Here is a 25,908-nt window from a genome sequence, read left to right as displayed (position 1 = left end):
CCTCCCTGGCGTCTGCTCAGTCGGCGAGCGCCGCTTTCTGCAGTTCGAAGATCTCGTCCATGCCCTTCTGCGCCAGCGCCAGCATGGCGTTGAAGTCGGCAGGCTGGAACGGCGCGCCCTCGGCGGTGCCCTGTACCTCGATGAAACCACCGGCGCTGGTCATGACCACGTTCAGGTCGGTCTCGGCGGCGGAGTCCTCGAGGTAGTCGAGGTCGAGCACGGCCTCGCCCTGGTACATGCCCACCGATACCGCGGCAATCATGTGCTTGAGCGGGTTGCCACCCTTGAGGCCACCACGTTTCTTGATCACCGCCAGGGCGTCGCACAGGGCAACCATGGCGCCGGTGATCGAGGCAGTGCGGGTGCCGCCGTCGGCCTGGATCACGTCGCAGTCGACGTACAGGGTGATGTCGCCGAGCTTGCTCATGTCCAGCGCAGCGCGTAGGGAGCGGCCGATAAGGCGCTGGATCTCTAGGGTGCGGCCGCCTTGCTTGCCACGGCTGGCCTCGCGCTGGTTACGCTCGCCGGTGGAGCGCGGCAGCATGCCGTACTCGGCGGTCAGCCAACCTTGGCCCTGGCCTTTGAGGAAGCGGGGAACACCGTTCTCGACGCTGACCGTGCAGATGACCTTGGTGTCACCGAACTCGACCAGAACCGATCCTTCGGCGTGCTTGGTGTAGTTGCGGGTAATGCGGATCGAGCGGAGCTGATCGGCGGCGCGACCACTTGGACGTTTCATCTGGGATACCTGTACGGGGACATTTGAATCTGCCGAGCATTATAGAGCCCGACGCCCGGCGAAGGCACGCCTGTCGTCGCGCTTGCGCAGCCTGTCGTGTTTTCCGACAGGTTTCGGGGCGACCGTTAGCATGGCTGGATTGGGCGACCACGCCGCACTGCGCTACAATCCTGCGCCTTGCAGCCGACAGGCTCTCCGTCCACCTGAATACGCGAGGTACTCCCCATGGTGCATAGCATGACCGCTTTTGCTCGTGTCGAGCGCGCTGGCAGCCAAGGCACCCTGGTCTGGGAGCTGCGCTCGGTCAACCACCGCTATCTCGAACCCCACCTGCGCCTGCCCGAGGCCCTGCGCGACCTCGAAGGCGCCGTTCGCGAAGGCCTGCGCCAAGGCCTCTCGCGCGGCAAGGTCGAGTGCACCCTGCGCCTGAGCGAGGACAGCACCGGCAAGCCACTGCAGGTCGATCGCGAACGTGCCGCGCAACTGGTCGCCGCCGCCGAAACCGTGGCCAGCCTGATCAAGCAACCGGCACCGCTCAACCCGCTGGAAGTGCTGGCCTGGCCGGGCGTGCTGGTGGCCGACGCCACCGATCCGCAAGCGCTCAACGCCGAGGCCATAGCGCTGTTCGACGAAGCCCTGACCGAACTCAAGGCCGGCCGCCAACGCGAAGGCGCCGAACTGGCCCGCCTGATCAACGAACGTCTGGACAGCATGGCCGGCGAGGTCGCCACCCTGCGCGCCCTGGTGCCGCAGATGCTCGCCGGGCAGCGGCAGAAGGTCCTCGACCGCTTCAGCGACATGCAGGCCGAGCTCGACCCGCAGCGCCTGGAACAGGAGATGGTCCTGCTGGCGCAAAAAAGCGACGTCGCCGAAGAACTGGACCGCCTCAGCACCCACGTCACCGAAGTGCGCCGGGTGCTCAAGTCGGGCGGCGCCGCCGGTCGGCGCCTGGACTTCCTGATGCAGGAGCTCAACCGCGAAGCCAACACCCTTGGCTCCAAGGCGTTCGACCCACGCAGCACGCAGGCGGCAGTCAACCTGAAGGTGTTGATCGAACAGATGCGTGAACAAGTACAGAACATCGAGTAAGGCCACCCCTACCATGAACCACAGCAGCGGCACCCTCTACATCGTCTCGGCCCCGTCCGGCGCCGGCAAGACCAGCCTGGTCACGGCCCTGATCAAGGACGACGAGCGCGTCCGCGTCTCGGTCTCCCACACCACCCGCGCCATGCGCCCGGGCGAGGAACACGGGGTCAACTATCACTTCGTCGTCCACGAAGAGTTCAAGGCACTGATCGCCCAGGGCGATTTCCTCGAGCACGCCGAAGTGTTCGGCAACTTCTACGGCACTTCGCGCAGCGCCCTGCAGGAAACCCTCGACCAGGGCTACGACCTGATCCTGGAGATCGACTGGCAAGGTGCCCAGCAGGTGCGCAAGCTGATGCCCGAGGCGCGTTCGATCTTCATCCTGCCGCCAAGCCAGGAGGCCCTGCGCCAACGCCTGGACGGCCGTGGCCAGGACAGCGAGGAAATCATCGCCGGACGCATGAAGGAAGCGGTCAGCGAGATGGTGCACTACGACGAATATGAGTACGTCATCATCAATGATGACTTCGATGTGGCGCTGGATGACCTGAAAGCGGTGTTCCGCTCGAACCGGCTACTGCTCAAGAAACAACAACAGCGCCATGAGGCGCTGCTGAAACAACTGGTCGGCTGAAGACAGCCGGGGCCTCTGCGAGGCCCATTCGCCGGCAAGCCGGCTCCCACATGGATCACGCCACCTCGAGTCAAGCATCGTACCTGTGGGAGCTGGCTTGCCAGCGAATGGGGCGCAAAGCGCCCCCAGCTGTTATTCCTGCAACTGGATAGTGGCCTGCTGACGCAGGGTAGCCCCCAGGAAGTACGCCGGCGCACGCAGCCGCGACAGCAGCATCAGCACGATGCCCAGCGCCGAGATGATCGCCGCGATCACGAATACCAGCCCCAGCCCCCCAACATGCGAGCCACTGCCGAAGTCCGGCGAGGCGCTGTCGATCGCCGTGCGCAGGAAGATCACCGACAGGATCAGACCACCCACCAGCGGGCACACACCGCGCATGAAGAAGTGGCGCACGCTGTCGAACAGGCTGCGGCGGAAGTACCACACGCAGGCGAAGGCGGTCAGCGAATAGTAGAAGCAGATCATCATGCCCAGGGCGGTGATGGTGTCGGCCAGCACGTTCTCGCTGAGGGTACGCATGGTCACGTAGAACAGGCCTGCGGCAATACCGGCACAGATGGTCGCGTAGCGCGGCGTCTGCGAACGCGGGCAAACAGTGGCGAAGCGTTGCGGCACTGCGCCGTAGTAACCCATGGCAAGCAGGGTGCGCGCCGGCGAGACGAAGGTCGATTGCAGCGAGGCGGCGGTGCTGGCCAGCACCGCGATCGACATCAGGATCGCCAGCGGTCCCATCACCGGCCCGGCCAGGTGGGCGAACACGTTCTCCTGGATGCGCGGATTGTTCAGGCCCAGGCCGTGCTCACTGATCCCGGCAAACTGCAGGGTGGCGATGGCGGTGAGCAGGTACAGGCCGAGAATCAGCAACACGGTCCAGGTTGCCGCCTTGCCCGGCACTTCATCGCTGCCGATCGACTCTTCGCTGACGGTCAGGCACACGTCCCAGCCCCAGAAAATGAAAATCGACAACGACAGGCCGGCGGCAAAGGCCGAGAACGACTCGACACCGAACGGGTTGAACCAGGCCAGGTCGAACGCCAGCGGCGGCGGCGCGGTGGTCTCGCCGAACGCTGCGAAGGCGAAGCCAATCAGCACCAGCAACTGCAAGGCCACCAAGCCGTACTGCACCGTCATGGTGGTGGCCATGCCGCGACAGCAGATCCACACCGCCAGGGCGATGAACACGCAACAGGTGGTGACGTTGATCAACAGGTTGTCCGCCAACGCGGCCAGCTCCTGGTTGCCGGTGATCTGGGCCAGGAACAGGTAGAAGAAGTCCACCGCCACGCCTGCCAGGTTGGACAGCACGATGGTGGTGGCGACCACCAGCCCCCAGCCGCCGATCCAGCCGATCATCGGGCCGAAGGCCCGGGCCGACCAGGTGAAGGACGTGCCGCTGTCGGGCTCCGCCGAGTTCAGCTCGCGGTAGCCCAGGGCGACCAGCAGCATCGGCAGAAAGCCGACGATGAACACCGCCGGCAGGTGGGCGCCAACTTCACGCACGGTCGGGCCGAGCGCGCCAGTCAGGGTGTAGACCGGCGCAATGGTGGAAATGCCCAGCACGACGCTGGCCAGCAGACCGAGGCGGCCCTTGGCCAGGCCCTTGCTGCGCTGGGTGTTGCCCGAGTCGGCCGCCACGTCGGGGGGGCGGCCGGCTTCTGTGTAATCGCTCATGAGTATTTGCCGTAACTATTGGAATTGTTTTCACAGGCCCGCCGTAGCGGGCCCGCTTCCACTCATTGAAAGCTCACTGCCGGGGTGGGTCATCCGAGACTACCGGGTGACGTCAGAGGATCTTCTGGCGCACACCCTCCCGCGCAGCATGGGCAATGCAGGCCTCGCGGAACGCCTCGAACAGGCGCAGCGAAACCGGGTTTTCGGCGAAACGCCATTCAGGGTGCCACTGCACGCCGAGTACAAAGCCCGGCGCATCAGGCATCGACACCGCTTCGATCAGGCCATCCGGGGCCCGTGCCTCGACGCGCAGGCCTGGGGCCAGGCGGTCGATGCCCTGGCTGTGCAGCGAGTTGACCTCGAACCGCGCAGCCAGGCCCAGGCGCTCGAGCACCCCACCCGGCTGTATGCCGACGGAGTGACGAGGGCCGTATTGCACCTCCAGGGGTGCGTCCTCAGGTTCGCGGTGGTCCAGGTAGCCGGGCAATTCCTGCACCCGTTGGTGCAGGCTGCCACCGAGGGCCACGTTCAGTTCCTGGAAGCCACGGCAGATGCAGAACACCGGCACACCCGCGGCAATGGCCGCCTGCAGCAGCGGCAAGGTCAGGCGGTCACGTGCAAGATCGTGCCGGGTGCCTTCCGCGCTGGGCGCGCCATTGTAATGATGCGGCTCGACATTTGAAGGCGAACCGGTAAAAAGAATGCCATCGAGCCTGGCCAGCAGCGTCTGCGTGTCGCTGCCGCCGTCACGGGCCGGCAGGATCAGCGGCAGCCCGGCAAAGCCCGCGGCCTCGACATACTTGTCGCCCACCGTGTGCGACGAGTTCTTCCCCACCTGCTGGCGGCAGGCGCTGACACCGATCAAGGGGACCGCAATTGCGCTCATGGGCTTACACCGTGTGCAGGTACCAGTTGTACTCGAGGTCGGAGATCGACACTTCGAACTCGGCCAGCTCGCTTTCCTTGCAGGCCACGAAGATGTCGATGTAGTCCGGGCTGATGTATTGGTTGAGGACTTCGCTGTCATCCAGCGCGCGCAGGGCATCACGCAGGTTGTTCGGCAGGCTCTGCTCCAGCTGCTCGTACGAGTTGCCCTCGATCGGCGCGTCCGGCTCGACCTTGTTGGTCAGGCCGTGGTGGATGCCGGCGAGGATCGCCGCGAGCATCAGGTACGGGTTGGCATCGGCGCCGGCCACGCGGTGCTCGATGCGCACGTTCTCGCTGCTGTCGGTCGGCACGCGGACAGCCACCGTGCGGTTGTCCAGGCCCCAGCTCGGCGCGTTGGGCACATAGAACTGTGCACCGAAGCGACGGTACGAGTTGATGTTCGGGCAGAGGAATGCCATCGATGCCGGCATGGTTTCCAGCACGCCACCAATGGCGTGGCGCAGGGCGTCGCTTTGCAGCGGGTCGGCATTGGCGAAGATGTTCTTGCCGGTTTTCTTGTCCAGCAACGAAATGTGTACGTGCAGGCCATTGCCCGCCTGGCCCGGATAGGGCTTGGCCATGAAGGTGGAGTCCATCTCATGGTCGTAGGCGACGTTCTTGATCAGGCGCTTGAGCAGGATCGCGTAGTCACAGGCCTTCAGCGGGTCGGCGACGTGGTGCAGGTTCACCTCGAACTGCGCCGGGGCGCTTTCCTTGACGATGGCGTCGGCCGGCAAGCCCTGCTCCTTGGCAGCTTCGAGCATGTCCTGCAGGCAGTCGGCGTATTCGTCGAGATCGTCGATCAGGTACACCTGGGTCGACTGCGGGCGCTTGCCTGAAATCGGCGAGCGCGGCGGCTGCGGGCGACCGTTGAGGTTGTCCTGGTCGATCAGGTAGAACTCCAGCTCGAACGCGGCGCAGATATCCAGGCCCAGGTCGTCGAACTTGCTCACCACCTGGCGCAGCACTTCCCGCGGGTCGGCGAAAAACGGCGCGCCGTCCAGCTCATGCATGGTCATCAGCAACTGGGCGGTCGGGCGTTTCTGCCAGGGTTCGTCGCACAGCGTGCCGGCAATCGGGAAACAGATGCGGTCGGCGTCACCGATGTCCAGGCCCAGCCCGGTGCTTTCGACGGTCGAGCCGTTGATATCCAGGGCAAACAGCGACGCCGGCAGGTTGATGCCCTTCTCGTACACCTTGTGCAGGCTGGCACGCTCGATGCGCTTGCCGCGCACCACGCCGTTCATGTCGGAGATCAGCAGGTCGACGTACTGGGTATCCGGATGGGCATCCAGGAATTCATTCATCTCGCGGGAAGAACTGGCGCACGGGGAGACCGACGTCATGGCTGTACATCCTTTGATTCGGAGCGGCGATGTGGGAACTGCGGATGACGCCTTGTAGGGCGACGATGGTGCTGCTGTTGTTCTTTTCACTGGCCCATCGTTGGGGGCTGGTTGCCGACCGGCTGCATTGATTCCCGGGGGCCGTTCCACTATAAAATGGCCAAAACGCAACAGACATTGGCATTTAGGCAAGCAGAGCGTGCACCGATGCAATATCAGATCAACCATGCGGACCTTTCCCTGGTCCTGGCACTGGAGCGCGGCCGCTCGCTGGCCAAGGCAGCCGAACTGCTCAAGGTCGACGTTTCGACGGTGTTCCGCTCGATCCGCCGGCTGGAGTCGGCGCTGGGCACCGCCCTGTTCGTCAAGAGCCGTAAAGGCTACCTGCCCACCGACACCGCCCAGGCCCTGGCCGAGCAGGCCGAGCGCGCCGAACAGGCACTGGATGCGGCGCGCATCGCCCTGACCAGCGGCGAACAGGTGGTCAGCGGCACCGTGCGCCTGACCTGCACCGAGGCCGTGCTGCACAGCCTGCTGCTGCCGGCGCTGGCCGAGTTCATGCCCAACTATCCGGCGTTGTCGCTGGAGATGGGCACCTCCAACACCTTCGCCAACCTCAGCCGTCGCGATGCCGACATCGCCCTGCGCCTGACCAACACGCCGCCGGAGCATCTTGTCGGGCGCTGCCTGGGCTCGACCTCCTACGTGGTCTGCGGCCAGCCGGCGCTGCGCGAGCGGCTGCAGGAGGCGCCCCTGAGTGTGCCCTGGATCGCCCCCGACGATTCCATGCAGGACCACGCCACCGTGGTCTGGCGCAACCAGCAGCATCCCGGCCTGATCCCGCGCTACCAGTGCAGCGGCATGTCGACCATCGCCCAACTGGTGACCACCGGCCTGGGCGTGGCGGCGCTGCCCGACTACATGGTCCACGACCTGCCCGGCGTCGAGGCGCTGAGCGGCCCGCTGCCCGGCTGCGACACCCAGTTGTGGCTGCTGACACGGCCCGATTGCCGTGCCCTGCGTTCGGTGCAGACGCTGTTCGAGGAGCTGACCCCGCGCCTGCGTGACGCAATGTTGCGTTAACGCGCCAAGGACGGTTGTTTTCGGGCAACAAGAACCGTTATCGTCCGAATCAGGACATGGGCTGCTTCGCGGGCAAGTCCGCTTCCACAGGGCCCGCAAAGCGATTCCAACAGCATCGGAGGAAGGCCACCCGATAAAACAGTCCTTCCCTATTGGCTGGTGATTTTTTAAACTATCGAGTCCGCCTGCCCATTCTGGGCTGCACGCCTAACCGCATTTGCTACTGAGGAAGACCATGGCCCGCGTAACTGTTGAAGACTGCCTGGAACACGTGGATAACCGCTTTGAGCTGGTCATGCTCTCGACCAAGCGCGCCCGCCAGCTGGCTACCGGCGGCAAAGAGCCACGCGTTGCGTGGGAAAACGACAAGCCTACCGTCGTCGCCCTGCGTGAAATCGCCGAAGGCATCGTCACGCCAGAGTTCATCGCCGCCGAAGAGATCGTCACCGAGGATCCGGTATTCGCCGCGTTCGAGGACGAGAACAACGAGGCCGTCTGATTGATGCCCAGTCGACACCGTGCGGCGCAAGGCCCTCTTCTACTGCAAGAGGTGAAACCATGCCGGGTATAGAAGCCCTCGCCGAACGGCTGTCGACCTATCTGGGCCCCGAACAGGTCAACCTGGTTCGTCGGGCCTACTTCTACGCCGAACAGGCCCACGATGGCCAGCGCCGTCGCAGCGGCGAGCCCTACGTGACCCATCCGCTGGCGGTCGCCAGCATCCTCGCCGACATGCACATGGACCATCAGAGCCTGATGGCGGCCATGCTGCACGACGTGATCGAAGACACCGGCATCGCCAAGGAAGCCTTGAGCCAGCAATTCGGCGAGACCGTCGCCGAACTGGTCGACGGGGTCAGCAAGCTGACCCAGATGAACTTCGAGACCAAGGCCGAGGCGCAGGCCGAGAACTTCCAGAAGATGGCCATGGCCATGGCCCGCGATATCCGCGTGATCCTGGTCAAGCTGGCCGACCGCCTGCACAACATGCGCACCCTGGAAGTGCTCTCCGGCGAGAAACGCCGGCGCATCGCCAAGGAAACCCTCGAAATCTACGCCCCCATCGCCAACCGGCTGGGGATGCACACCGTGCGCGTGGAATTCGAGGACCTCGGTTTCAAGGCCATGCACCCGATGCGCTCGTCGCTGATCCACCGGGCGGTGAAGGCCGCGCGCGGCAACCGCAAGGAAATCGTCGCCAAGATCGAGACCTCGCTGGCCAACTGCCTGGCCGCCGACGGTATCGAAGGCGAGGTCAGCGGCCGGCAGAAACACCTCTATGGCATCTACAAGAAGATGCGCGGCAAGCGCCGCGCCTTCACCGAGATCATGGACGTGTACGCCTTCCGCATCATCGTCGACAAGGTCGACACCTGCTACCGCGTGCTCGGCGCCGTGCACAACCTGTACAAGCCACTGCCGGGTCGCTTCAAGGACTACATCGCGATCCCCAAGGCCAACGGCTACCAGTCGTTGCACACCACGCTGTTCGGCATGCACGGCGTGCCCATCGAAATCCAGATCCGCACCCGCGAAATGGAAGAGATGGCCAACAATGGCATCGCCGCGCATTGGCTGTACAAGTCCAACGAGGAAGAGCAGCCAAAAGGCAGCCATGCCCGCGCCCGCCAATGGGTCAAAGGCATCCTCGAGCTGCAGCAGCGCGCCGGCAACTCGCTGGAATTTATCGAGAGCGTGAAGATCGACCTGTTCCCGGACGAGGTCTACGTCTTCACCCCCAAAGGCCGGATCATGGAGCTGCCCAAAGGCTCCACCGCGGTCGACTTCGCCTACGCGGTGCACACCGACGTCGGCAACAGCTGCATCGCCTGCCGCATCAATCGCCGCCTGGCGCCGCTGTCCGAGCCGCTGCAGAGCGGCTCCACCGTCGAGATCGTCAGCGCACCGGGCGCCCGGCCGAATCCGGCCTGGCTCAACTTCGTGGTCACCGGCAAGGCGCGCACGCACATCCGCCACGCTCTCAAACAGCAGCGCCGCTCCGAGTCCATCAGCCTTGGCGAGCGCCTGCTGAACAAGGTACTGACCGGCTTCGACAGCAGCCTGGAAAAGATTCCCCAGGAGCGTATCCAGTCGATCCTCACCGAGTATCGCCTGGAGCTGGTCGAGGACCTGCTCGAAGACATCGGCCTGGGCAACCGCATGGCCTACGTGGTCGCCCGCCGCCTGTTGTCCGCCGAAGGCGAGCAGCTTCCGGCCCCGGAAGGCCCGCTGGCGATCCGCGGTACCGAGGGCCTGGTGCTCAGCTACGCCAAATGCTGCACGCCGATCCCGGGCGACCCGATCGTCGGCCACCTGTCGGCGGGCAAGGGCATGGTCGTGCACCTGGAAGACTGCCGCAACATCAGTGAAGTCCGCCATAACCCGGAGAAGTGCCTGCAGCTCTCCTGGGCCAAGGACATCACCGGCGAGTTCAACGTCGAGCTGCGCGTCGAGCTGGAACACCAGCGCGGCCTGATCGCCCTGCTGGCCAGCAGCGTCAATGCCGCCGACGGCAACATCGAGAAAATCAGCATGGACGAACGCGACGGCCGTATCAGCGTGGTCCAACTGGTGGTCAGCGTGCACGACCGCGTGCACCTGGCCCGTGTGATCAAGAAGCTGCGCACCTTGACCGGCGTGGTCCGCATCACCCGGATGCGTGCGTAGTCCGCCAACCGCAAGGAGTCATCATGAGCAAGACCGTCATCACCAGCGATAAAGCCCCTGCCGCCATCGGCACCTACTCGCAAGCGATCAAGGCTGGCAACACCGTGTACATGTCGGGTCAGATCCCGCTCGACCCGAAGACCATGGAGCTGGTCGAGGGCTTCGAAGCCCAGACCGTCCAGGTGTTCGAGAACCTGAAGTCAGTGGCCGAAGCCGCTGGCGGTTCGTTCAAGGACATCGTCAAGCTGAACATCTTCCTCACCGACCTGAGCCACTTCGCCAAGGTCAACGAGATCATGGGCCGTTACTTCGAACAGCCTTACCCGGCCCGCGCCGCCATCGGCGTGGCCGCGCTGCCGAAGGGTGCCCAGGTCGAGATGGACGCCATCCTGGTCCTCGAGTAATACCCCGGTGACGGGCCAAGGCCCGTCCCCCCTCCTGCCTCAAGGTTTTCACCATGCGCCACGCATTGCCTCTCACGCTGGCAGCCCTGTTCCTGGGCGGCTGCGCCAGCCACAAGCCTGAAGATTTCAACGGCACCTGGATCAACCAGGCCGCCATCGATGCCGCCAGCAAAGGCACCAGCCTGCGCCAGGCCCTGGATGCCAAGGGCCCGGTGTTCGAGTGGAAGATCGACGTCAAGAACCAGCAGGCCAGCTTCAGCAATGGCTTCGAGGCCGCCGACGGGCGCCTGAGCGCCAACGAGAAGGACTGGCAGGTCACCTTCGAAGGCGACCTGACCGAACAGCTCAAGCTCGATGGCGACGAACTCGTGGCGATCGACCCCTCCGGCCATGAGCAGACCTTCGTGCGCAGCAAGGCGTCAGAAGGCGCTGCACTGGGCGCCAGCTTCGAGAAGGCGCTGTACCAGCAATACCTGGGCGGCGACTGGAAGATCGTCGAGGGCCAGGGCAAGGGCGCGGTGGTGCGCTTCAGCGATACCGGCAACGTCACTGGCCTGCCCGGCCCGGACCGTTTTGCCCTGTGCCTGGCGGGTGACTGCGCGACCATGGGCGATGGCAACGACAGCCTGTGGCTGGAGCGCAACCAGCGTGGCGCCCCGTGGATCTTCAAGCGCGATGGCGACACCCTGGAGATCTTCCAGGCAGTCAACCGCGCCCAGCCGGATGAGATGCCGCAACTGACTGCCGGCGCCCGGCAGTGGGTACTGGAAAAGGATTAGCCATCAGCGCGGCGACCCGACTGGCCCCGCGATGGGGCCGGCTCTCTCAACCACGCCCTTGGAGAATGGCCGCATAGCCTTCTTTATAGCTCGGATACTGCGGCACCCATCCTAGCGACCGCGCCCGCGCATTGCTGCAACGCTTGCTGCCGGTACGCCGCACCCGCTGCTGGTCCGACCACTCGGTGACCCCCAGGTACTCGCGCAGCCAGCCCACCACGTCAGCCAGCGCTGCCGGGTCGTCATCGACACCGATATAGCAGTCGTCCAGCACCACGCCCCGGGCATCGGCCTGCAGCAGGTGCGCCAGCAAACCAGCGGCATCCTCGGCGTGAATCCGGTTGCCGTACAATGGCGGCTCCTCGGCCACTCGGTAGCCTTGGCGTACCTGACTCAGCAACCACTCACGTCCCGGCCCATAGATGCCGGTCAGGCGCACGATGCTGGCGGGGATGCCACTGCCCAGCGCCAGGCGCTCCGCCGCGAGCATCACCTTGCCCGAATACCCCTCGGGCGCGGTGGCTGCGGTCTCGTCGATCCATTCGCCATCCTGTTGTGCATAGACACTGCTGCTGGAAACGAACAGCAGGCGACGCGGCCGCTGACCCTTGCTCTCAAGCCAGCCAAGCACATGGCGCAAACCGTCGACATAGGCGGCCTGGTAGCCCGCTTCGTCATGCTGGCTGGCCGCCACGCAGTACACCAGGTAGTCCGGCGCGCGCGCGGGCCACGCTTCTGGCAGGCGCGGGTTCGCCAGATCGGCGGCAACGGGCCGCACCCCTTCGGGCAGGTCCCGCACCGACCGGCGCAGGCCATCGACCTGCCACCCATGGGCGAGCAACTGGCGGGCCAGACGGCCTCCCACATCGCCGCAGCCGACGATCAACGCACTCAGGTCCGACATCATGAAACTCCAAATCCAAAGGTTCACGCTAACCGGATTTAGCGATCAGCGGCTAGACAAAGGTTAAAAAAAGCGCTCTCCATTCTTTTGTTAACAAGAATTACTTGCAATAATGGCGGCCCTGTCTGTTCTCGGCCTGCTTCGAGGCCTTGAAGAACTCAACCCATTTCTCTTCATCAGGTCCGGCCAGCATGACACGTACTCAACCTTCCGCTTCGCCAACCCCGTCGCGCGCCTGGCGCGCCATTGCCGCGCTGATGTTCAGCCTGGTACTGGCCCCTGTGGCCATGGCCGATGAGCCCACCGCCACCGCCGCTCCAGCCGCCGCCGCCGCCGCCGCCGCCGCCCCGGCCGCGCCAGCCGCCGAAGGCCAGGCACCTGTAGCTGCGCCAAACGAAGCGCCGGTCGATGCCAATGCGCCAATCGATGGCCAGGCACCTACCGACGAGAACGTGCAGGCGATGGTCGAAGACACCTCGCTGGGCATGGCCCACGACCTGTCCCCATGGGGCATGTACAAGAACGCCGACGTGGTGGTGAAGGCCGTGATGATCGGCCTGGCCATCGCCTCGATCATCACCTGGACCATCTGGATCGCCAAAGGCTTCGAGCTGATGGGCGCCAAACGCCGCCTGCGTGGCGAGATCGCCGCCCTGAAACGCTCGGTGAGCCTGAAAGAAGCCAGCGAGGTGTCGAACAAGGAAGGCACCCTGGCCCACACCCTGGTGCATGACGCCCTCGAAGAAATGCGCCTGTCGGCCAACGCCCGCGAGAAGGAAGGCATCAAGGAGCGCGTGAGCTTCCGCCTGGAGCGCCTGGTGGCCGCCAGCGGCCGCACCATGAGCAGCGGCACCGGCGTGCTGGCCACCATCGGTTCCACCGCCCCGTTCGTCGGTCTGTTCGGCACCGTGTGGGGCATCATGAACAGCTTCATCGGCATCGCCAAGACCCAGACCACCAACCTCGCCGTGGTCGCCCCAGGCATCGCCGAAGCCCTGCTGGCCACCGCGCTGGGCCTGGTCGCCGCGATCCCGGCCGTGGTCATCTACAACGTCTTCGCCCGCTCCATCGCCGGCTACAAGGCACAGGTGTCCGACGCCTCCGCCCAGGTCCTGCTGCTGGTCAGCCGCGATCTGGACCACCAGGGTGGCGAACGCGCCGCCCCGCACATGGTGAAAGTGGGGTAAGCCATGGGCCTGCATCTCAACGAAGGTGGCGACGACCTCGCCGAGAACCACGAAATCAATGTCACGCCGTTCATCGACGTGATGCTGGTGCTGCTGATCATCTTCATGGTTGCCGCGCCCCTGGCCACGGTCGATATCAAGGTCGACCTGCCCGCCTCGACCGCCAAGCCGGCGCCGCGGCCCGAGAAGCCGGTGTTCGTCAGCGTCAAGGCCGACAAGAAGCTCTACCTGGGCGACGACGAGGTGGCCCAGCGCGACCAGCTTGGCGCGATGCTCGACGCCAAGACCAAGGGCGACAAGGAAACCACCATCTTCTTCCAGGCTGACAAGGGCGTCGATTACGGCGACCTGATGGAAGTGATGAACACCATGCGTGCCGCTGGCTACCTCAAGGTCGGCCTGGTCGGACTCGAGACGGCAGCCAAGAAATGACGAAAACGCGCTCAAACATGGCGCGCTACGGTGGCAGCCTGGCGATCGTGCTGGGTGTGCACGCGGTCGCTGTGCTGCTGACGCTCAACTGGTCGGTGCCCCAGGCCCTCGAGTTGCCGCCGGCAGCGATGATGGTCGAGCTGGCACCGCTGCCAGAGCCTGCGCCACCGCCACCGCCCAAGGCCGCCCCGAAACCGCCGACGCCGATCGAGGAGCCGCCGCTGCCCAAGCTGGCAGAGGCGCCGAAGCCGAAGATCGCCATCCCCAAGCCGCCCAAGCCCAAGGCCAAGCCACAGCCGCCCAAGCCCGAGAAAAAGCTTGAGCCGCCGAAAGACGAGCCACCGGCCAAGGACGACGTCGCGGACACGCCGCCGAGCAACACGCCACCGCAGAAGTCGGCGGCGCCGCAGCCCAGCATCGCGTCCAACAGTAATGCCCTGCCGAGCTGGCAGAGCGACCTGCTGCGCCACCTGGCCAAGTACAAGAAGTACCCCGAGGACGCTCGCCGCCGTGGATTGCAGGGCATCAACCGCCTGCGTTTCGTGGTCGACGCCGAAGGCAAGGTGGTGTCGTACACGCTGGCCGGTGGTTCGGGCAGCGCGGCGCTGGACCGCGCCACGCTGGAGATGATCCGCCGTGCCGGCACGGTACCCAAGCCTCCGGCGGAGTTGCTGAACAATGGCACGATCGAAGTGGTTGCGCCGTTCGTGTACTCGCTGGACCGACGCTGACGTTTTTGTTTCTGTCACAAAACGGCAAGTCTGATAACGTGCGTCTATCGATTGCAGCCGCTATGCTGGGGCCGCAACTTCATGGACGCACGTTATGACCCTCACCGAACTTCGCTACATCGTTACCCTCGCGCAGGAGCAGCACTTCGGCCACGCGGCCGAGCGTTGCCACGTCAGCCAGCCGACCCTGTCGGTGGGCGTGAAGAAGCTCGAGGACGAACTCGGCGTGCTGATCTTCGAGCGCAGCAAGAGCGCGGTGCGCCTCACGCCGGTCGGCGAGAGCATCGTCGCCCAGGCGCAGAAGGTACTGGAGCAGGCTCAGGGCATCCGCGAGCTCGCCCAGGCCGGCAAGAACCAGCTGACCGCCCCGCTCAAGGTCGGCGCCATCTACACCGTCGGCCCCTATCTCTTCCCGCACCTGATCCCGCAACTGCACCGCGTGGCGCCGCAGATGCCGTTGTACATCGAAGAGAACTTCACCCATGTGCTGCGCGAAAAGCTGCGCAACGGCGAACTGGACGCGGTGATCATCGCCCTGCCGTTCAACGAGGCCGACGTGCTGACCCTGCCGCTGTACGACGAACCGTTCTGTGCGCTGATGCCGGCCGACCATCCCTGGACCGCCAAGGACACCATCGACACCGCCATGCTCAACGACAAGAGCCTGCTGCTGCTGGGCGAGGGGCATTGTTTCCGCGACCAGGTGCTCGAAGCCTGCCCGACACTGAACAAGGGCGGCGAAGCCTCCAAGCACACCACGGTCGAGTCCAGCTCACTGGAAACCATCCGCCACATGGTCGCCTCCGGCCTGGGCGTCTCGATCCTGCCGCTGTCGGCCGTACACAGCCATCACTATGCACCGGGCGTCATCGAAGTTCGCCCGCTGACCGCGCCCGCACCGTTCCGCACCGTGGCCATCGCCTGGCGCGCCAGCTTCCCGCGGCCGAAGGCCATCGAGATCCTCGCCGACTCGATCCGCCTCTGCTCGGTGGCCAAGCCGCCCGTGGAACAACCGGCCTGAACCCATGACCGAGCTGTCGAACGTCCCCGTCACCACGCTCAAGGGTGTTGGTGAAGCCATGGCAGAGAAACTCGCCAAGGTCGGTCTGGAGAACCTGCAGGACCTGCTGTTCCACCTGCCGTTGCGCTATCAGGACCGAACCCGTGTAGTCCCCATCGGCCAACTGCGTCCCGGCCAGGACGCGGTGATCGAGGGCGTGGTCAGCGGGGCTGACGTGACCATGGGCAAGCGCCGCAGTCTGGTGGTGCGCCTGGGCGATGGCAGCGGCACGCTGAGCCTGCGCTTCTACCATTTCAGCAATGCGCAGAAGGAGGGCCTCAAGCGTGGCACCCACCTGCGTTGCTATGGCGAAGCACGTCCGGGCGCCTCGGGCCTGGAAATCTACCACCCCGAATACCGTGCGCTGAACGGCGAAGAAGCACCACCGCCGGTCGAACAGACGCTGACGCCGATCTACCCGACCACCGAAGGCCTCACCCAACAACGCCTGCGTCTGCTCTGCCAGCAGAGCCTGGGCCTGCTCGGCCCGCGCAGCCTGCCCGACTGGCTGCCCGACCAACTGGCCCGCGACTACCAATTGGCGCCGTTGAGCGATGCCATCCGCTACCTGCACAACCCGCCTGCCGACGCCGACCTCGACGAACTTGCCGAGGGCCATCACTGGGCCCAGCACCGCCTGGCCTTCGAGGAACTGCTGACCCACCAGCTCTCGCAGCAGCGCCTGCGCGAGAGCCTGCGCAGCCTGCGGGCACCGGTACTGCCCAAGGCCACCCGCCTGCCGGCCCAGTACCTGGCCAACCTCGGCTTCAACCCAACTGGTGCCCAGCAGCGCGTCGGCAACGAGATCGCCTACGACCTCAGCCAACCCGAACCGATGATGCGCCTGGTACAGGGTGACGTGGGCGCCGGCAAGACCGTGGTCGCCGCCCTCGCGGCGCTGCAGGCCCTGGAGGCCGGTTACCAGGTGGCGCTGATGGCCCCCACCGAGATCCTCGCCGAGCAGCATTTCATCACCTTCAAACGCTGGCTCGAGCCGCTGGGCATAGAAGTCGCCTGGCTGGCCGGCAAGCTCAAGGGCAAGGCCCGCGCCAACGCCCTGGAGCAGATCGCCAATGGCGCGCCGATGGTGGTCGGTACCCACGCGCTGTTCCAGGACGAGGTGCAGTTCAAGCACCTGGCCCTGGCGATCATCGACGAACAACACCGTTTCGGCGTGCAGCAGCGCCTGGCCCTGCGCAAGAAGGGCGTCATGGGCCAGCTGTGCCCGCACCAGCTGATCATGACCGCCACGCCGATCCCCCGCACCCTGGCCATGAGCGCCTATGCCGACCTGGACACCTCGATCCTCGACGAGCTGCCGCCCGGGCGCACCCCGGTGAACACCGTGCTGGTCGCCGACAGCCGTCGTTTCGAGGTGGTCGAGCGGGTCCGCGCCGCCTGTGCCGAAGGGCGCCAGGCCTACTGGGTGTGCACCTTGATCGAAGAATCCGAGGAACTGACCTGCCAGGCTGCCGAAAGTACCTTCGAGGAGTTGGGCAGCGCTCTGGGCGAACTGCGCGTGGGCCTGATCCATGGGCGCATGAAGCCTGCGGAAAAAGCGGCGGTGATGGCCGAGTTCAAGGCCGGCAAGCTGCAACTGCTGGTCGCCACCACGGTGATCGAGGTCGGCGTCGACGTGCCCAATGCCAGCCTGATGATCATCGAGAACCCCGAGCGCCTGGGCCTGGCCCAGCTGCACCAGCTGCGCGGCCGGGTCGGCCGGGGCAGCGCGGCAAGCCACTGCGTGCTGCTCTACCACCCGCCACTGTCGCAGATCGGCCGCGAACGCCTGGGTATCATGCGCGAAACCAACGATGGTTTCGTCATAGCAGAGAAGGATCTGGAGCTGCGTGGCCCCGGCGAGATGCTCGGGACCCGCCAGACCGGCCTGCTACAGTTCAAGGTCGCCGACCTGATGCGCGACGCCGACCTGTTGCCGGCCGTACGCGACGCCGCCCAGGCCCTGCTGGCACGCTGGCCCGACCACGTCAGCCCGCTACTCGACCGCTGGTTGCGCCACGGCCAACAATATGGCCAGGTGTGACGCCCGTCCCATAATGGATCCAGCTTGGCGGTCAGGCTGGTTATACTTCGCGTTTACAGAAATGATTGGATACAGGCCATGACTGAAGTTGCCCTGGATACCGCAACCCTACACGCACCGTCTGTTATCCGGCAGTTGCTCGAAAAGCTCGACGTCAGCTTCCGCGAGGTGCCCGAGCACCCGGGGCTGCCGGCCAACTCGCGCGTTCAGGCCGTACTGCTCGATGACGCGATCGGTGCCTTGATGGTGCTGTTCCCGCAAAGCCAGTTGCTGGACCTCAAGCGCCTCGAGGAACTGACCGGACGCAAGCTCGAGGCCGTGCCGCTGGAGCGCTTGAAGCAGATGCTCGACAAGCATCACCTCAAGGCCCTGCCCGCCATTCCCGCGCTGACCAGCTCGCCGTGCCAGTACGAAAAGAGCCTGCTCGACAACGAAACCCTGCTGATCCAGTCCGGTGAAGCCGGGCTGCTCCTGGAAATCGGCCGGACGGCTTTCAAGAAGATGCTGGTCAAGGCCAGCGCCAGCACCTTCGGCCAGCCAATCAGCGATATTCGCCTCAGTTTCGATCAGTTGGACGGCCCTCCCAAGGAAGTCATCCGCGCAGTCCAGGCCTTCACCGCCCGGCGCATCCAGCAACGCCTGGAGCAGACCATCGAGATTCCGCCGCTGGCCGACACCGCGCAGAAGATCATCAAGCTGCGTGTCGACCCCAATGCCAGCATCGACGACATCACCGGCGTGGTCGAAACCGACCCGGCCCTGGCTGCGCAGGTCGTCAGCTGGGCGGCATCGCCCTACTACGCGTCACCCGGCAAGATCCGCTCGGTGGAAGACGCCATCGTGCGGGTACTGGGCTTCGACCTGGTGATCAACCTGGCGTTGGGCCTGGCCCTGGGCAAGACCCTGAGCCTGCCCAAGGACCACCCGCAACAGGCCACGCCCTATTGGCAGCAGTCGATCTATACCGCTGCCGTGATCGAGGGTCTGACCCGTGCCATGCCGCGCGCCGAACGCCCGGAAGCAGGCCTGACCTACCTGGCCGGGCTGCTGCACAACTTCGGCTACCTGCTGCTGGCCCACGTCTTCCCCCCGCATTTCTCGCTGATCTGCCGTCATCTGGAGGTCAACCCGCACCTGTGTCACAGCTATGTGGAGCAGCACTTGCTGGGGATCAGCCGTGAACAGATCGGTGCCTGGCTGATGAAGCTGTGGGACATGCCCGATGAACTGTCCACAGCCCTGCGCTTCCAGCACGATCCGGCGTACGACGGCGATTATGCGGCGTTCCCCAACCTGGTATGCCTGGCGACGCGCCTGCTGCGCGCCCGGGGGATCGGCTCGGGGCCGAAGGACGAGATCCCGGATGCCCTGCTAGAGCGCCTGGGGCTGACCCGAGACAAGGCCGAAGAGGTGGTGAACAAGGTGCTGGAGGCCGAGGCGTTGCTGCGCGAGCTGGCGTCGCAGTTCCATGCGCCGCATTCGCATTAAGGCCGCCCCGTAGGAGCGGCTTCAGCCGCGATCACCCGCGAAGCGGGTGCCAGAAACCGCGGTGCCTGCATCGCGGCTAAAGCCGCTCCTACACTTTCTTCTTCGGTTTCAGGTACTTCATCAAGCCCTGGAACCAGATCACCAGCGCCGGATTGCCCTTGATCTGGATGTTCTTCTCCTGAATCCCCTGCATGAACGCCAGCTGCTTGTTACCGGCCTGCAGCGTGGCAAAGCCGTACGCGGCATCCTTGAAGGCAATGGCGAACGCCGGCTGCGGGTGCAGGCCGCCCTTGCTGCTGATGCGCAGGTCCTTGACGATGAAGTGCCGGGCAATCTTGCCGTCGAGCGTCTGCATCTGGAAGACCAGGTCCTTGTCCTGCAGCTGCTGCTGGAACGCCGGGTTGTTGCGGCTGGCCTTGGCCATCAGCAAGCCCATGGCCCAGAGAAGAAAACGAAACTTCATCAACGCGCCTCGAGTGAAAAATGACTGAGTCGCGCAGTTTATCCGTTTATCGCCCTGTTTATGCAAGTTCGCTGCATTTGCTTACCAGAAACACAACGGGCGCCTTAAGGCGCCCGTCTCGATGGCTTGTCGATCACTTTTTCTTGGCAGGCTTGGCCGGTGCGTTGACGCTTTCCTTCAAGTTCTTGCCCGGCTTGAAGGCGACGGTGTTGCTAGCCTTGATCTTGACCGGCTCGCCGGTCTGCGGGTTCTTGCCGGTGCGAGCGCCGCGGTGGCGTTTTTCGAAGGTGCCGAAGCCGACCAGGGTGACGGTGTCCTTGTCGAGTGCGCCGGTGATGCTGTCGAGAATCGCGTTCAGGACAATATTGGCCTTTTCCTTGGTCAGATCGGCCTTTTCGGCGATGACGGCGGCGAGTTCTGGTTTACGCATAGTGAAGCCTCTTTGACGGGATTTCTTGTTGTTATGCCGTGCTGCCGAAGGGAGCAGCGTTCAAGGCACCGCAGGCTCTAGGCTGCGGCAGACGCCAGTGAGGATGGCACGCCGACCGGGGCCGCGCCAGTATCTGGGCGGCCATTGTGGTGGCAAGAACAGGATAATTCCGACAGAACGCCCGCTATTTACGCCATCAAGGGTGGCAACTGGCGATTCAACGCCAGTTTCTCCATGACCGCGCCGCCGGTCAGGGCGTAGCCCAGCAGCTGGCCATCGGCGCCATGGCAGAGCACTTTCAGATCACCACCGCTACCTTCCACCACCCAGGTGCCCTCGTGGCCTGCCGGCACGGGAGATACCACCAACGGGCAGGCCGGCGTCTTCACGGTGACCGGCATCGGGCCATAGGCCACTGCAGTCGGGTTGCCGGCCAGGGTCTGGGCCAGGGCACGAGCACAAGTCATCAATGGCATGACGTACAGGAGGTTGATGCCATCAACCTCGGCGCAGTCGCCCAGGGCGAAGATGTTGGCGTGAGAAGTGCGCAGCTGGCGATCCACCACCACCCCGCGGTTGACCTGCAGGCCCGCTGCCGCCGCCAGGTCGGTACGCGGCCGCAGGCCGATCGCAGACACCACCAGGTCGCAAGGGATGACGCTGCCGTCGGACAGGTGCGCCTCCACAGCCGCCCCCGAACGTTGCAGGCGGGTCAGCACCGGGCCGAGATGGAAACGCACCCCCAACCCTTCCAGGCCTGCCTGCACGGCAGCGGCCGCCGCCGGGTGCAGTAAGGTCGGCATTACCTGTTCGCACGGCGCCACGACCTCGCACTGCAGGCCGCCCAAGGTGAGGTCGTTGGCGAACTCGCAGCCGATCAGGCCGGCGCCGAGGATCAGCACCCGTTGCTTGCCTGCGGCAGCGACACGAAAACGTGCGTAGTCCTCAAGGTCGTTGATCGGGAAGACCAACTCACCCGCATCGCCTTCCACGGGCACCTGCACAGTCTGCGCGCCCCAGGCCAGTACCAGGTCGCGGTACTCCACCGCTTCCTCACCGATCCACAGGCGCTTGTGGCCGGGGTCGATACCGCTGATGCGGGTGTGGGTGCGGATCTCGGCCTTGAGCTGCTCGGCCATGGCGCCGGGTTCGGCCATGCACAGGCCGTCGGCGTCCTTCTGCTTGGCAAAGCCGGTGGACAGCATCGGCTTGGAATAGGAGCGGCCGTCGTCGGCGGTGATCAGCAGCAGCGGCGTGTCGCCGTCCAGCTTGCGAAACTCTCGCGCCAGGTTATAACCGGCAAGGCCGGTACCAATGATCACCACGGGGGACGTCATGTCGTGCGTTCCTTGTTCAAGCCAGGGTTGCGATCAGCCAATGGCGATCATTTCGAAGTCACTCTTGCCTACGCCGCAATCAGGGCACAGCCAGTCTTCCGGCACGTCTTCCCAGCGGGTGCCGGGGGCGATGCCGTCGTCCGGCCAGCCGTCGGCTTCGTCGTAGATCAGGCCACAGACAATACATTGCCACTTCTTCATCGGGTGCTGTTCCTCGGTCAGGCTTATTGGTGCGTTGCAGCTGGTGGCCGGGTCGCGGGGTACGCCCGCGCCTGCAAGTGACCACCGTGCAATCTCTGGTCGGCTTTTGTACTGGGCCTGCTGGCAGTATGCAAGCCAGGACGGCAATCATGCTAAGCTCGCCGCCTCTCTGGCCTGTATCAAGCATACCGACGTGCCGTACGAAACCCCGCAAGCAGCCGCTGTCGCGTGGCTGGCGTATCCGCAACTGGCGCCCCTGCCCGACCAGCCGACCCTGGACTGGCTGTTCGACGAAGGCTCCCTGACCCGTCGCCTGACCGGTCTTTCCCATGACCACTTCAGCGTCACCCCTTTGTGCGAGGGCTGGCAGCCACTGCGTGACGATGAATGCGCCGCGTTGGGCCTGCGGCCTGGCGCGCAGGGCTGGGTGCGCGAGGTCTACCTGCGCGGCCATGGCCAGCCGTGGGTATTCGCCCGCAGCGTCGCCAGCCGCACAGCGCTGGAGCGCGGGGGGCTCGACCTGGAGACCCTGGGCAGCCGCTCGCTGGGCGAGCTACTGTTCTGCGACCAGGCGTTCGTCCGCCACCCTATCGAAGTGTGCAGTTATCCACAGGACTGGCTGCCCGCCGAGGTCGCCAGCCCCGGGCTGTGGGGACGGCGCTCGCGCTTCGAACGCGCCGGCCTCGACCTGCTGGTGGCCGAGGTGTTCCTGCCCGCCCTGTGGCACGCGGCCAAGGAGGAAAACCGCTGATGTACCTGCAACTGCTCAAGTCGCTCAACCGCCTGCACCCGCGCGCCTGGGACTTTGTCCAACTGAGCCGCATGGACCGCCCCATCGGCATCTACCTGCTGCTGTGGCCGACGCTGTCGGCGGTGTGGATTGCCGGCAACGGCTCGCCGACCCTGGCCAACGTGCTGATCTTCGGCCTCGGCGTGGTGCTGATGCGTGCCGCCGGCTGCTGCATCAACGATTTCGCCGACCGCAAGGTGGACGGCCACGTCAAGCGCACCGCCGACCGGCCACTGGCCAGCGGCCGGGTGAAGCCCCGCGAAGCGCTGGTGCTGTTCGCCCTGCTGGTGGGGGTGAGCTTCCTGCTGGTGCTGTGCACCAACGCCACCACGGTGTGGCTGTCGTTCGGCGCGGTCGCCCTGGCCTTCTGCTACCCGTTCATGAAGCGCTACACCTACTACCCGCAGGTGGTGCTGGGCGCGGCGTATTCCTGGGGTATCCCGATGGCCTTCACCGCCGCGGGTGGCGAGCTGCCGGCCAGCGCCTGGCTGCTGTACATCGCCAACCTGCTGTGGACGGTGGGGTATGACACCTACTACGCCATGGTCGACCGTGACGACGACCTGAAGATCGGCGTGAAATCCACCGCCATCCTGTTCGGCGAGGCCGACCGGGTGATCATCCTGAGCCTGCAGCTGCTGTCGCTGGGCTGCCTGCTCCTGGCGGGCAACCGCTTCGAGCTGGGCGGCTGGTTCCACCTGGGGCTGCTGGCGGCGGCGGTATGCTTCGCCTGGGAATTTTGGTCGACGCGCAAGCTGGACCGCGAGTCGTGCTTCAAGGCGTTCCTGCACAACCACTGGGCGGGGCTGTTGATCTTCATTGGTGTGGTGCTGGACTACGCGCTGCGCTGAGATTGTGCAGGCCAATGGTGGGAGCGGCGGTGCGGCGCTCCCACGCCTGGTGCATCAAGGCTTGGCGATGTGCCAGACATCCTTCATGCCATCACCGGTGGTCTCTCCGGCCTTCTTGTCCTTGACGAAGGTGTACAGCGGCTTGCCGTCATAGGCCCACTGCATCGAACCGTCGTCACGCTTGATCTGCGTCCACTTGCCTTCGGCCTTCTCACCTGCCGTGACCTTCAAAGGTGGCCAGTTGGTCGCGCAATCACCATTGCACATGGACTTGCCACCTGCGTCCTTGTCGAAGGTGTACAGGGTCATGCCGTTGTGGTCGACCCACATGCCGTCTTTCTCCATGGCGTGATGAGCCGACGCCACCCCCGGCACTGCCAGCGCAGCGCAAAGGGCCATCCAGCTCAGCGTATGTCGTGTCATTGGAATCACCATCGTTTCGGGGTGTGGAAGGGTTCTGATAGCCGCCGCAGCGGCCCTCTGAAGCCTAGTCCAGTCACGCAATGTCGCCAGAACCGCCCACGCCCTGTCACACAGCTGCAATAATTCCGTTATCTAATGCGGGCCAAGACATCGTTCCTGGGAGAGGTAATTGAGCATGGTTGGCAGAAACATTCTGATCGTCGACGACGAAGCGCCTATCCGCGAGATGATCGCCGTTGCATTGGAAATGGCCGGCTATGACTGCCTCGAGGCCGAGAACTCGCAGCAGGCCCACGCCATCATCGTCGACCGCAAGCCGGACCTGATCCTGCTCGACTGGATGCTGCCGGGCACCTCCGGCATCGAGCTGGCCCGCCGCCTCAAGCGCGACGAGCTGACCGGCGACATCCCGATCATAATGCTCACCGCCAAAGGTGAAGAGGACAACAAGATCCAGGGCCTGGAAGTCGGCGCCGACGACTACATCACCAAGCCGTTCTCGCCCCGTGAACTGGTGGCGCGCCTCAAGGCCGTGCTGCGCCGCACCGGCCCAAGCGACAGCGAAGCGCCGATCGAAGTCGGTGGCCTGCTGCTCGACCCGATCAGCCACCGCGTGACCATCGACGGCAAGCCGGCCGAGATGGGCCCCACCGAGTACCGCCTGCTGCAGTTCTTCATGACTCACCAGGAGCGTGCCTACACCCGCGGCCAGTTGCTCGACCAGGTCTGGGGTGGCAACGTCTATGTCGAGGAGCGCACCGTCGACGTGCACATCCGCCGCCTGCGCAAGGCACTGGGTGAAGCCTACGAAAATCTGGTACAAACCGTCCGCGGCACTGGCTATCGCTTCTCGACCAAAAGCTGATCGAAGCCCCAGCGCCCGCTGTACAAGGACTGTCAATTGAACCAGAACTGGCACGCGACCCTGATTCGCCACATGCTCCTGCTGATCACCGTCTGCCTGATCGGCGGGCTGGTCAGCGGGTACTATGGCTGGAGCCTGGCCATCGGCCTGGCCTTCTACCTGGGCTGGACACTGAAGCAGTTGCTGCGCCTGCACGACTGGCTGCGCAATCATCAACCCGATGAAGCGCCACCCGATGGCTACGGCCTGTGGGGCGAAGTGTTCGACAGCATCTATCACCTGCAGCGCCGCGACCAACGCGTGCGTGGCCGCCTGCAGGCGGTGATCGACCGGGTCCAGGAGTCCACCGCCGCGCTGCGCGATGCGGTGATCATGCTCGACAGCGACGGCAACCTGGAATGGTGGAACCGCGCCGCCGAGACCCTGCTGGGCTTCAAGACCCCGCAGGACGGCGGCCAGCCGGTGACCAACCTGGTGCGCCACCCGCGCTTCAAGGAGTACTTCGAGTCGGAGAACTACGCCGAACCGCTGGAGATCCCGTCGCCGATCAACGACCGCCTGCGCGTGCAACTGCACCTCACCCGCTACGGCAACAACGAGCATCTGATGCTGGTGCGCGACGTGACCCGCATTCACCAGCTGGAACAGATGCGCAAGGACTTCGTCGCCAACGTCTCCCACGAGCTGCGCACGCCGCTGACGGTGATCACCGGCTACCTGGAGACGCTGCTGGACAACGTCGAGGACGTGAACCCACGCTGGAGCCGCGCCCTGCAACAGATGAGCGCGCAAGGCTCACGCATGCAGACGCTGCTCAACGACCTGTTGCTGTTGGCCAAGCTCGAAGCCACCGACTATCCCTCGGACAACCAGCCGGTGCTGGTCGACACCCTGCTCACCGCCATCAAGAACGACGCCCAGGCCCTGTCCGGCCCGCGCAACCAGCGGATCAGCCTGGAAGCAACGCCTGGCATACGCCTCAAGGGCAGCGAGTCGGAGCTGCGCAGCGCGTTCTCCAACCTGGTGTTCAACGCGGTCAAGTACACCCAGGATGAGGGCAATATCCGCATTCGCTGGTGGGCCGACGACCAGGGCGCGCACCTCAGCGTGCAGGACTCGGGGGTCGGTATCGAGGCCAAGCACCTGCCACGCCTGACCGAACGCTTCTACCGCGTCGACTCCAGCCGCGCCTCCAACACCGGCGGCACCGGGCTGGGCCTGGCGATCGTCAAGCACGTGCTGATGCGCCATCGCGCACGCCTGGAAATCAGCAGCGTGCCGGGGCATGGCAGCACCTTTACCTGCCACTTTGCGCCGGCGCAGTTGGTCGTGAACAAGGGCTGAGATCCGAGGGCCGCTT

The 25,908-nt window shown here is 64.9% G+C and carries 27 protein-coding genes; 17 read left to right on the top strand and 10 right to left on the bottom strand.

Going from position 1 to position 25,908, the window contains the following annotated elements:
- Window positions 1–16: 16 nt before the first annotated feature.
- Window positions 17–739 carry a ribonuclease PH gene (gene rph, locus KHO27_RS22785; protein ID WP_046857587.1) on the bottom strand — a complete coding sequence of 241 codons (723 nt, stop codon included), beginning with the start codon at window positions 737–739 and terminating at the stop codon, window positions 17–19.
- Between the two features lie 225 nt (window positions 740–964).
- On the opposite strand from rph, the gene KHO27_RS22780 reads away from it, so the two are divergent.
- Both KHO27_RS22780 and gmk read left to right on the top strand, forming a co-directional pair.
- On the top strand, window positions 965–1,828 hold the full coding sequence (locus KHO27_RS22780; protein ID WP_110696777.1) for a YicC/YloC family endoribonuclease: 864 nt from the start codon (window positions 965–967) through the stop codon (window positions 1,826–1,828).
- A 13-nt stretch (window positions 1,829–1,841) separates the two neighbouring features.
- Window positions 1,842–2,462, top strand: coding sequence for a guanylate kinase (gene gmk, locus KHO27_RS22775; RefSeq protein WP_102684578.1), 621 nt, complete (start codon window positions 1,842–1,844; stop codon window positions 2,460–2,462).
- A gap of 132 nt (window positions 2,463–2,594) precedes the next feature.
- On the opposite strand, the gene KHO27_RS22770 is transcribed toward gmk, so the two are convergent.
- The 3 genes from KHO27_RS22770 to KHO27_RS22760 all read right to left on the bottom strand — a co-directional run bounded on the left by KHO27_RS22770 (window position 2,595) and on the right by KHO27_RS22760 (window position 6,409).
- Entirely contained in the window at window positions 2,595–4,136 is a 1,542-nt protein-coding gene (locus KHO27_RS22770) for an APC family permease (protein WP_046857590.1), read from the bottom strand.
- A 112-nt stretch (window positions 4,137–4,248) separates the two neighbouring features.
- The gene (locus KHO27_RS22765; RefSeq protein WP_110696779.1) at window positions 4,249–5,022 is read right to left on the bottom strand and encodes a gamma-glutamyl-gamma-aminobutyrate hydrolase family protein; all 774 of its coding nucleotides are present in this window, start codon (window positions 5,020–5,022) and stop codon (window positions 4,249–4,251) included.
- A 4-nt stretch (window positions 5,023–5,026) separates the two neighbouring features.
- The gene (locus KHO27_RS22760) at window positions 5,027–6,409 is read right to left on the bottom strand and encodes a glutamine synthetase family protein (RefSeq protein WP_102684581.1); all 1,383 of its coding nucleotides are present in this window, start codon (window positions 6,407–6,409) and stop codon (window positions 5,027–5,029) included.
- Between the two features lie 207 nt (window positions 6,410–6,616).
- Here KHO27_RS22760 and KHO27_RS22755 point away from each other — a divergent pair, with 207 nt between their 5' ends.
- From KHO27_RS22755 to KHO27_RS22735, 5 genes are all read left to right on the top strand, one after another.
- Window positions 6,617–7,492 carry a LysR family transcriptional regulator gene (locus tag KHO27_RS22755; protein WP_102684582.1) on the top strand — a complete coding sequence of 292 codons (876 nt, stop codon included), beginning with the start codon at window positions 6,617–6,619 and terminating at the stop codon, window positions 7,490–7,492.
- A gap of 235 nt (window positions 7,493–7,727) precedes the next feature.
- Window positions 7,728–7,991, top strand: coding sequence for a DNA-directed RNA polymerase subunit omega (gene rpoZ, locus KHO27_RS22750; protein ID WP_008091595.1), 264 nt, complete (start codon window positions 7,728–7,730; stop codon window positions 7,989–7,991).
- Between the two features lie 59 nt (window positions 7,992–8,050).
- The gene (gene spoT, locus KHO27_RS22745) at window positions 8,051–10,159 is read left to right on the top strand and encodes a bifunctional GTP diphosphokinase/guanosine-3',5'-bis pyrophosphate 3'-pyrophosphohydrolase (RefSeq protein ID WP_102684583.1); all 2,109 of its coding nucleotides are present in this window, start codon (window positions 8,051–8,053) and stop codon (window positions 10,157–10,159) included.
- Between the two features lie 23 nt (window positions 10,160–10,182).
- Window positions 10,183–10,563 (top strand): deaminase RidA, encoded by a 381-nt coding sequence (gene ridA, locus KHO27_RS22740; RefSeq protein WP_028689951.1) that lies wholly within the window; start codon window positions 10,183–10,185, stop codon window positions 10,561–10,563.
- A 53-nt stretch (window positions 10,564–10,616) separates the two neighbouring features.
- Window positions 10,617–11,342, top strand: a complete 726-nt coding sequence (locus KHO27_RS22735; protein ID WP_214500807.1) for a putative periplasmic lipoprotein — start codon at window positions 10,617–10,619, stop codon at window positions 11,340–11,342.
- A 46-nt stretch (window positions 11,343–11,388) separates the two neighbouring features.
- Here the strand turns inward: KHO27_RS22735 and KHO27_RS22730 are convergent, their stop codons facing one another.
- Complete coding sequence (locus tag KHO27_RS22730) at window positions 11,389–12,246, bottom strand: SDR family oxidoreductase (protein WP_110696785.1); 858 nt, start codon at window positions 12,244–12,246, stop codon at window positions 11,389–11,391.
- Between the two features lie 191 nt (window positions 12,247–12,437).
- Here KHO27_RS22730 and exbB point away from each other — a divergent pair, with 191 nt between their 5' ends.
- From exbB to KHO27_RS22700, 6 genes are all read left to right on the top strand, one after another.
- Window positions 12,438–13,433: a tonB-system energizer ExbB gene (gene exbB / locus KHO27_RS22725; protein ID WP_214500806.1), complete on the top strand. Its 996-nt coding sequence runs from the start codon at window positions 12,438–12,440 to the stop codon at window positions 13,431–13,433.
- Between the two features lie 3 nt (window positions 13,434–13,436).
- The gene (gene exbD, locus KHO27_RS22720) at window positions 13,437–13,865 is read left to right on the top strand and encodes a TonB system transport protein ExbD (RefSeq protein ID WP_023632733.1); all 429 of its coding nucleotides are present in this window, start codon (window positions 13,437–13,439) and stop codon (window positions 13,863–13,865) included.
- On the top strand, window positions 13,862–14,596 hold the full coding sequence (locus KHO27_RS22715) for an energy transducer TonB (protein ID WP_046857596.1): 735 nt from the start codon (window positions 13,862–13,864) through the stop codon (window positions 14,594–14,596). Before exbD ends, KHO27_RS22715 begins: the two co-directional genes overlap by 4 nt.
- A 94-nt stretch (window positions 14,597–14,690) precedes the next feature.
- Window positions 14,691–15,617, top strand: a complete 927-nt coding sequence (locus tag KHO27_RS22710) for a hydrogen peroxide-inducible genes activator (RefSeq protein ID WP_102684588.1) — start codon at window positions 14,691–14,693, stop codon at window positions 15,615–15,617.
- A 4-nt stretch (window positions 15,618–15,621) separates the two neighbouring features.
- On the top strand, window positions 15,622–17,700 hold the full coding sequence (recG, locus tag KHO27_RS22705; protein ID WP_214500805.1) for an ATP-dependent DNA helicase RecG: 2,079 nt from the start codon (window positions 15,622–15,624) through the stop codon (window positions 17,698–17,700).
- 78 nt (window positions 17,701–17,778) lie between these two features.
- Complete coding sequence (locus KHO27_RS22700) at window positions 17,779–19,188, top strand: aminoacyl-tRNA deacylase and HDOD domain-containing protein (RefSeq protein WP_214500804.1); 1,410 nt, start codon at window positions 17,779–17,781, stop codon at window positions 19,186–19,188.
- 88 nt (window positions 19,189–19,276) lie between these two features.
- On the opposite strand, the gene KHO27_RS22695 is transcribed toward KHO27_RS22700, so the two are convergent.
- The 4 genes from KHO27_RS22695 to KHO27_RS22680 all read right to left on the bottom strand — a co-directional run bounded on the left by KHO27_RS22695 (window position 19,277) and on the right by KHO27_RS22680 (window position 21,619).
- Window positions 19,277–19,651, bottom strand: a complete 375-nt coding sequence (locus KHO27_RS22695; protein WP_110696794.1) for a helicase — start codon at window positions 19,649–19,651, stop codon at window positions 19,277–19,279.
- Window positions 19,652–19,784: 133 nt separating this feature from the next.
- On the bottom strand, window positions 19,785–20,081 hold the full coding sequence (locus tag KHO27_RS22690; protein ID WP_110696796.1) for an HU family DNA-binding protein: 297 nt from the start codon (window positions 20,079–20,081) through the stop codon (window positions 19,785–19,787).
- 188 nt (window positions 20,082–20,269) lie between these two features.
- Window positions 20,270–21,418 (bottom strand): NAD(P)/FAD-dependent oxidoreductase, encoded by a 1,149-nt coding sequence (locus KHO27_RS22685; protein ID WP_110696799.1) that lies wholly within the window; start codon window positions 21,416–21,418, stop codon window positions 20,270–20,272.
- Window positions 21,419–21,451: 33 nt separating this feature from the next.
- On the bottom strand, window positions 21,452–21,619 hold the full coding sequence (locus KHO27_RS22680) for a rubredoxin (protein WP_023532601.1): 168 nt from the start codon (window positions 21,617–21,619) through the stop codon (window positions 21,452–21,454).
- A 193-nt stretch (window positions 21,620–21,812) separates the two neighbouring features.
- Here KHO27_RS22680 and KHO27_RS22675 point away from each other — a divergent pair, with 193 nt between their 5' ends.
- The gene (locus tag KHO27_RS22675) at window positions 21,813–22,370 is read left to right on the top strand and encodes a chorismate--pyruvate lyase family protein (protein WP_110697526.1); all 558 of its coding nucleotides are present in this window, start codon (window positions 21,813–21,815) and stop codon (window positions 22,368–22,370) included.
- The gene (gene ubiA, locus KHO27_RS22670; RefSeq protein WP_046857602.1) at window positions 22,370–23,260 is read left to right on the top strand and encodes a 4-hydroxybenzoate octaprenyltransferase; all 891 of its coding nucleotides are present in this window, start codon (window positions 22,370–22,372) and stop codon (window positions 23,258–23,260) included. The genes KHO27_RS22675 and ubiA overlap by 1 nt, the downstream gene beginning before the upstream one ends.
- A gap of 54 nt (window positions 23,261–23,314) precedes the next feature.
- On the opposite strand, the gene KHO27_RS22665 is transcribed toward ubiA, so the two are convergent.
- A complete protein-coding gene (locus KHO27_RS22665) occupies window positions 23,315–23,683 on the bottom strand; it encodes a COG4315 family predicted lipoprotein (protein ID WP_110696802.1) in 369 nt (122 codons plus the stop codon).
- 175 nt (window positions 23,684–23,858) lie between these two features.
- Here KHO27_RS22665 and phoB point away from each other — a divergent pair, with 175 nt between their 5' ends.
- Window positions 23,859–24,548 (top strand): phosphate regulon transcriptional regulator PhoB, encoded by a 690-nt coding sequence (gene phoB / locus KHO27_RS22660; protein WP_003253341.1) that lies wholly within the window; start codon window positions 23,859–23,861, stop codon window positions 24,546–24,548.
- Between the two features lie 72 nt (window positions 24,549–24,620).
- Window positions 24,621–25,892, top strand: a complete 1,272-nt coding sequence (gene phoR / locus KHO27_RS22655) for a phosphate regulon sensor histidine kinase PhoR (protein ID WP_250888473.1) — start codon at window positions 24,621–24,623, stop codon at window positions 25,890–25,892.
- Window positions 25,893–25,908: the final 16 nt, after the last annotated feature.

It is taken from the genome of Pseudomonas sp. RC3H12 (genome assembly GCF_018596375.1).
GTDB lineage: Bacteria > Pseudomonadota > Gammaproteobacteria > Pseudomonadales > Pseudomonadaceae > Aquipseudomonas.
This window is presented reverse-complemented; position numbering and strand designations above follow the sequence as displayed.